The organism is Cellulomonas sp. B6 (assembly GCF_001462455.1).
Lineage (GTDB): Bacteria > Actinomycetota > Actinomycetes > Actinomycetales > Cellulomonadaceae > Cellulomonas.
Map to the genome: position 1 here is coordinate 1 of NZ_LNTD01000180.1, position 3,650 is coordinate 3,650.

Annotated in this window: 5 protein-coding genes; 2 read left to right on the plus strand and 3 right to left on the minus strand. The window is 78.0% G+C overall.

Annotated features, from left to right (window positions below; genetic code table 11):
• Window positions 1-249: hypothetical protein (locus tag ATM99_RS19450; protein WP_223305159.1), on the plus strand; the 249-nt coding region annotated here is incomplete at its 5' end.
• A 128-nt stretch (window positions 250-377) separates the two neighbouring features.
• Here the strand turns inward: ATM99_RS19450 and ATM99_RS15215 are convergent.
• From ATM99_RS15215 to ATM99_RS15225, 3 genes are all read right to left on the minus strand, one after another.
• Window positions 378-884: a GNAT family N-acetyltransferase gene (locus ATM99_RS15215; protein ID WP_062103711.1), complete on the minus strand. Its 507-nt coding sequence runs from the start codon at window positions 882-884 to the stop codon at window positions 378-380.
• A 71-nt stretch (window positions 885-955) separates the two neighbouring features.
• Window positions 956-1,519: a DUF664 domain-containing protein gene (locus tag ATM99_RS15220; RefSeq protein ID WP_062103712.1), complete on the minus strand. Its 564-nt coding sequence runs from the start codon at window positions 1,517-1,519 to the stop codon at window positions 956-958.
• 167 nt (window positions 1,520-1,686) lie between these two features.
• Window positions 1,687-2,583, minus strand: coding sequence for an ArgP/LysG family DNA-binding transcriptional regulator (locus tag ATM99_RS15225; RefSeq protein WP_062103713.1), 897 nt, complete (start codon window positions 2,581-2,583; stop codon window positions 1,687-1,689).
• Window positions 2,584-2,653: 70 nt separating this feature from the next.
• Here ATM99_RS15225 and ATM99_RS15230 point away from each other — a divergent pair, with 70 nt between their 5' ends.
• Window positions 2,654-3,532 carry a LysE/ArgO family amino acid transporter gene (locus ATM99_RS15230; RefSeq protein ID WP_062103714.1) on the plus strand — a complete coding sequence of 293 codons (879 nt, stop codon included), beginning with the start codon at window positions 2,654-2,656 and terminating at the stop codon, window positions 3,530-3,532.
• Window positions 3,533-3,650 lie beyond the last annotated feature (118 nt).

Sequence of the window (3,650 nt, forward strand, 5' to 3'; positions counted from 1 at the left end):
ACCACCGCGTGGGCCGGGCCCGTGCACCGGTGGACGGCCGATGCCCTGGGCCGGCCCGCGGCACCGCTGGTGGTCGTGCTGAGCGGTGCCGTCGGTCTGCCCCCGCTGCTCGCGGTCACGCTGTGCGCGGGGTCCTCGCGGATGCGCAGCGGCGCGTTCGTCGCGGCGTGCGCGGCCGGGCGGGGCTTGCGGATGGGTGCGCTCGCGGTCGCGCCGGGACTGTTCGCGAGCGGTGCGCTGCTGCTCTGACCCGGCCGGTCGGGCCGGGCTCGGCAGGGGCTCGGCAGGGGCTCGGCCGCGGCTCTGCCGGCGTGCGTCCGGCGCCCCGGGGCCTGGGCCCGCTGCCGCTGGCGCCGGTCGCGTCGAGCCCGCCGCGCTCAGACGTCGGGGTCGGCGCTCCCGGGCCCGACGGCCGTGGGAGCCGCGGGGTCGCGCAGCAGCGCCAGGTACCGACCCGGCTCGACGGGTGCGAACCCGAACCGCTCGTACAGCCCGTGCGCGTCGGCCGTGGCCAGGACGACCCGGGGCAGGCCCAGGGCCTCGAGGTGCGCGACGGTGCCGGCGACCAGGGCGACGCCGACCCCGCTCCCGCGGTGCTCCTCGTCGACGAACACGTCGCACAGCCACGCGAACGTCGCGCCGTCCGTGACGACGCGCGCGAACGCGACCTGCTGCCCCGACACCCGCTCGACGACGCCAAAGCAGAGCGACCCGTCGATCGCGGCGTCCTGGGCCGCGCGGGAGCGGCCGCGAGCCCAGTAGGAGCGCTCGGACAGCCAGCGGTGCACCGCCGCCCGGTCGACGTCGGCGCGGTCGGTGGTGAACCGGTACCGGCCGGTGTCGAGGCCGGTCGTGCCCCGGGGCGGCGTCCCGTCGGTCGTCATCGCGGCACGGTACCGCCGACGCCGCCCCGCCGCGGCGCGACACCTGCGGCGCGACACCGGGCGCGGTGGCGTCAGGGCTGCGGCGGGTCCTCGCCGACGAGCCCGTCGACCGCCTCACGGAGCAGGTCGGCGTGGCCGAGGTGGCGCGCGTACTCGGCGTTGAGGTCGATCAGCACGCGGCGGCGGTTCGGGCGGCCGTCGGGCCACTCGATGCCGGCGGGGGCGTCGAGGCCGCCGTCGGCGGTGACGCGTCCCCACACCTCGCGCGAGCGGGCGACCGCTGCCTGCCAGCCGCGGTAGAGGTCGCCGGGGGAGTCGTCGGCGGCCGAGCGCCAGTCCCAGCCGGGCCAGTCGTCCGGGGTCGTGCGGGTCCACGGCTCGACCCACGGCCCGGCGCCCAGCCGGCTCGCGACGACGTCGTCCTCGACGAGCGTGAGGTGCTTGACGAGGCCCGCGAGCGTCATGGCGGACGGCGGGAACGTGCGGTGCAGCGCCGCGGCGTCGAGGCCGCCGACCTTCCACCCGAACGTCGCGCGTGAGCGTTCGAGCATGAAGAGCAGGTGGTCGACCTCGCCCGCGTCGAGCGGGGGCTCGGTGATCGTGGTGTCCAGGGTGGTGACGTCGTCGTCGCTCATGCCGTGACCGTAGGCACGGTTCGGCCCGGCCGCCGCTCGTCGACCCGGTGGTGGCGTCCCGCGTGACGGCGCTCGTACCGTGGTCCGGCCGGTCTGTCGACGCCTCCGTCGACGGGGCATCGACAAGAGGCGCGTACGACCACGTCGAGAGGTGGGCGCCCGGGCGCTCAGGCGGTCGGTCGGTCGGGCGCGGCCAGTGCGGCCCGGGCCCCGGCCCGCAGCGCGTCCGCGACCGCGTCGAGCGCCGCCGTGCGCAGCGACCACTGCTGCCACTGCAGCGGCACGTCCACCGCGTCGTCGGTCAGCGGCACCAGGCGGCCGGCGCGCTCGTCGGCGTCGGACTGCTGCGCCGGGAGCATGCCCCAGCCGAACCCGAGCCGGACCGCGGCCGCGAAGTCCGCCGACGCGGGCACGAGGTGGCGCGGCGGGCGCGCGGGGTCCACGCGGTGGCGGCGCAGCCAGCGGTCCTGCAGGCGGTCGGCGGCGTCGAACACGACCACCGGGGCAGCGGCGAGCGCGGCCGCGCGCGGGCCGTCGGGGAACCAGCGGTCGACGAACGCGGGCGCGGCCATCGGCCGGTAGCGCATGACGCCCAGCGGCTCGACCGTGCACCCCTGCACCGCGACGGCCTGCGACGTGACCGCGCCCATCACGGAGCCGTCGCGCAGCAGGTCGGCCGACCGCTCCTGGTCCTCGCGGACCAGCCGCAGCGCGATGCTCCCGGCCAGCGGCGCGAGCGCGGGCAGCGCCCACGTGGCCAGCGAGTCGCCGTTCACCGCGAGCGTCACGTGCGGGGCCGTCGCGTCGCCCGCGAGGTGGCGCGTCGCGTCGGCCGTGAGGGCGTCGAGCTGGCGCGCGAGGCGCACGAGCGGCTCGCCCGCGGCCGTCGGGCGCACCGGCCGGTCGCGGCGCAGCAGCACCGCGCCGGCCTGCTGCTCGAGCGCCTTGATGCGCTGGCTGACCGCCGACGGCGTCACGTGCAGCGCGCGTGCGGCGGCGTCGAACGTGCCGAGGTCCGCCGCGGCGGCGAGCGCGCGTAGCTGCCCCAGGTCCCAGTCGGCCATGCAGCGACGCTAACGGTCCGTGCAGAACTTTCGCTGTACTGGTGGTCGAGCGGTGCCTAGCGTCGTCCGCATGTGGACGTCCGCCCTCGCCGGCCTCGGGTTCGGCCTCGCGCTCATCGTCGCCATCGGCGCGCAGAACGCGCACGTGCTGCGCCAGGGGCTGCGCCGCGAGCACGTCGGCGCCGTCGTCGCGGTGTGCGCCGCGTCGGACTTCGTGCTGATCGTCGTCGGCACCGCGGGCGTCGGCGGCACCATCGCCGCCAGCCGCACGCTCACGGTCGTCATGACCGTGCTGGGCGCCGGGGTGCTGCTCACCTACGGCGCGCTCGCGGCCCGGCGCGCGGTGCGGGGCGGCGAGACGCTCGTGGTCGAGCCGGTGCCGGTCGCGGTCGGTGCGGCACCCCGTGGTGCCACGCTCGTCGCCGTCGCGGCGGGGGCCGGTGACCCGGCGACCGGTGCGGCACCCGGTGGTGCCTCGCTCGTCGCCGTCGGGGTGGGGGCCGGTGACCCGGCGACCGAGGCGGCGACCGAGGCGGCGGTCGATGCAGGCGCGGCGCTCCCGGCCGCGACCGGTGACGGCCGGGCCGTGCCTGAACGGGGCGGTGAGGGAGCGGCCGGGGCGACGGCGACCGGCGCGCGTCCGGGCGGACGCGTGCGGCTCGGCACGGTCGTCGCGACGACGCTCGCGCTCACGTGGCTCAACCCGCACGTGTACCTCGACACCGTGGTGCTGCTCGGGTCGGTGGCCGCCGGGCACGGGGACGCCCGGTGGTGGTTCGCCGCCGGTGCGTGCGTCGGCAGCGTCGTCTGGTTCACCGCGCTCGGGTACGGCGCCGCGCTGCTGCGCCCCGTGTTCGCGCGCCCCGCCGCGTGGCGCGTCCTCGACGCCGTGATCGCTGCGGTGATGGCGACCATCGCGACGACCCTCGTCCTCGACCTGCTCACCTGACGCCCGCGCCGAGCCCCACCTCGCCCGGCCCTCCTCGACGGACAGCGCCACGGCGCGACGGACACCCGCGCGCCGCTGTCCGTCGTCCGTGCCGCTGTCCGTCGGCGGTGCGGGAGCG